Annotated in this window: 1 protein-coding gene and 1 pseudogene; one reads left to right on the top strand and one right to left on the bottom strand. The window is 59.5% G+C overall.

Translation table 11 applies throughout. The features are described 5' to 3' along the window. Window positions 1-369, bottom strand: a pseudogene (locus EO136_RS08835) (helix-turn-helix domain-containing protein); the annotation flags it as partial. 108 nt (window positions 370-477) lie between these two features. Here EO136_RS08835 and EO136_RS08830 point away from each other — a divergent pair. Continuing rightward, the gene (locus EO136_RS08830) at window positions 478-1,497 is read left to right on the top strand and encodes an IS110 family RNA-guided transposase (RefSeq protein WP_127143153.1); all 1,020 of its coding nucleotides are present in this window, start codon (window positions 478-480) and stop codon (window positions 1,495-1,497) included. The last annotated feature ends 253 nt before the right edge of the window (window positions 1,498-1,750 follow it).

Here is a 1,750-nt window from a genome sequence, read left to right as displayed (position 1 = left end):
CGCGCCTGTTCGAGGGCGAATAGTGTTTTTTTTGAAGCTGAGACCTTCGCGTCTCAGGAAAAGCCACACGGCATGGCGCGAGACCGTCAAGCCATGTCCTGCCAGCATCGCCTGCAAACCGCGCACCGTCAGGTGCGGCGTCGCAGCGATCGCCTCCAGAATCAAAGCCCGATGGGCCTCAAGAACAAGCTTGCGGCGTCCGCCCATCCTGGCCGGCGCCACTGAACCGGTCGCCCGGTATCGCTGGTGCCACTTGACCACCGATGACACCGCAATATCGAAACGGCTGGCCACAGACCGCGTTGGTTCACCCGCAAGTACCGCCGCGACAACACGTTCTCGAAGATCGTTGGAGTAAGCCTTGGTCATGCATGCTGGCCTCCGCCCAGAATGCAGCTTGATGATGTGGACGCCCCCGGCCAGCGCAGTGCCGGTTAAGGTGCTGTGGAAGTGAAAGCAAGAGAAGGAGCGTTTACAATGAATATCAATACAATCGGACTGGATCTGGCCAAGAGCGTTTTCCAGGCACATGGCGTGGATGACACCGGGAAGACAGTGCTGGTGAAGAAGCTGCATCGCAAACAGATGCTGCCATTCTTTTCGAAACTGGCACCCTGCCTGATCGGGGTTGAAGCCTGCGCTACGGCGCATCACTGGGCGCGTACGCTGATCGCCATGGGCCATGACGTCAGGATCATGCCGCCGTCTTATGTAAAAGGATACGTCAAGCGCGGCAAAAGTGATGCGCTGGACGCAGAAGCGATCTGCGAAGCCGTGCAACGTCCCACGATGCGGTTCGTGCCCGTCAAGACGGTTGAGCAGCAGGGCATCCTGATGGCGCATCGGGCGCGATCTCTCCTGGTGCGCCAGCGCACCATGGCAGCGAATGCACTGCGCGCTCACCTGGCCGAATTCGGCTTCGTCGCAAATCCCGGCATCGCCAATCTGGCGAAGCTGGCCGATAGGGCCTTTGCTGATGAAGCCCTTCCTACTTACGCTCATCGAGCGCTTGAGATATTGATCCGACGGATCACCGAGTTAACCGAGGAGGTCGGCGAACTCGATCAGGAATTACGCATCTGGCATGCCGAGAACGAGGCCAGTCGAAGGCTCGCGGCTATCCCGGGTGTCGGGGTGATCACAGCGACAGCCATCGCGGCAACAGTGACAGACCCCGATCAGTTCCAATCAGGCAGGCAATTCGCCGCCTGGCTTGGGCTGACGCCGCAGCAGCAGTCGACCGGAGGCAAAACACGTCTCGGTGGTATATCCAAACAGGGCGACAGGTATTTGCGGCGCCTGCTCGTCGTTGGCGCAACGGCCGTCATGCGACACGCCAAGCGTAACCCGACGCCGATAACAGACTGGGTGAATGGGTTGCTGGAGAAGAAGCCGTTCCGGCTCGCCTCGGTCGCCCTCGCTAACAAGCTCGCCCGCATCGCCTGGGTAGTACTAACCCGCGGAGAGACATATAGACCCTATGGGCGGCCTGCCTGACCGCGCGCAGCCCGAACCAAATTGGCAATGGCAGTCGATGATGCGTAACGATCGAGCCAATGGAGAGGCAAACCCGTCTGATTCAATGCGCCACTCGTGCGCGCCAGCTTGATCAGGGACCTCACCGGCGGATTTCCATCAGGGCCAGCAGCGAATATCACGCCGCACAAACAGGCCGGACATATGAAAGCAACCGATCACCGCAACATGACAAAACCAGCTCTTGCCATAGGGGGCGTCCACATATGAATCA

The organism is Pelagibacterium montanilacus (assembly GCF_003992665.1).
GTDB lineage: Bacteria > Pseudomonadota > Alphaproteobacteria > Rhizobiales > Devosiaceae > Pelagibacterium > Pelagibacterium montanilacus.
This window is presented reverse-complemented; position numbering and strand designations above follow the sequence as displayed.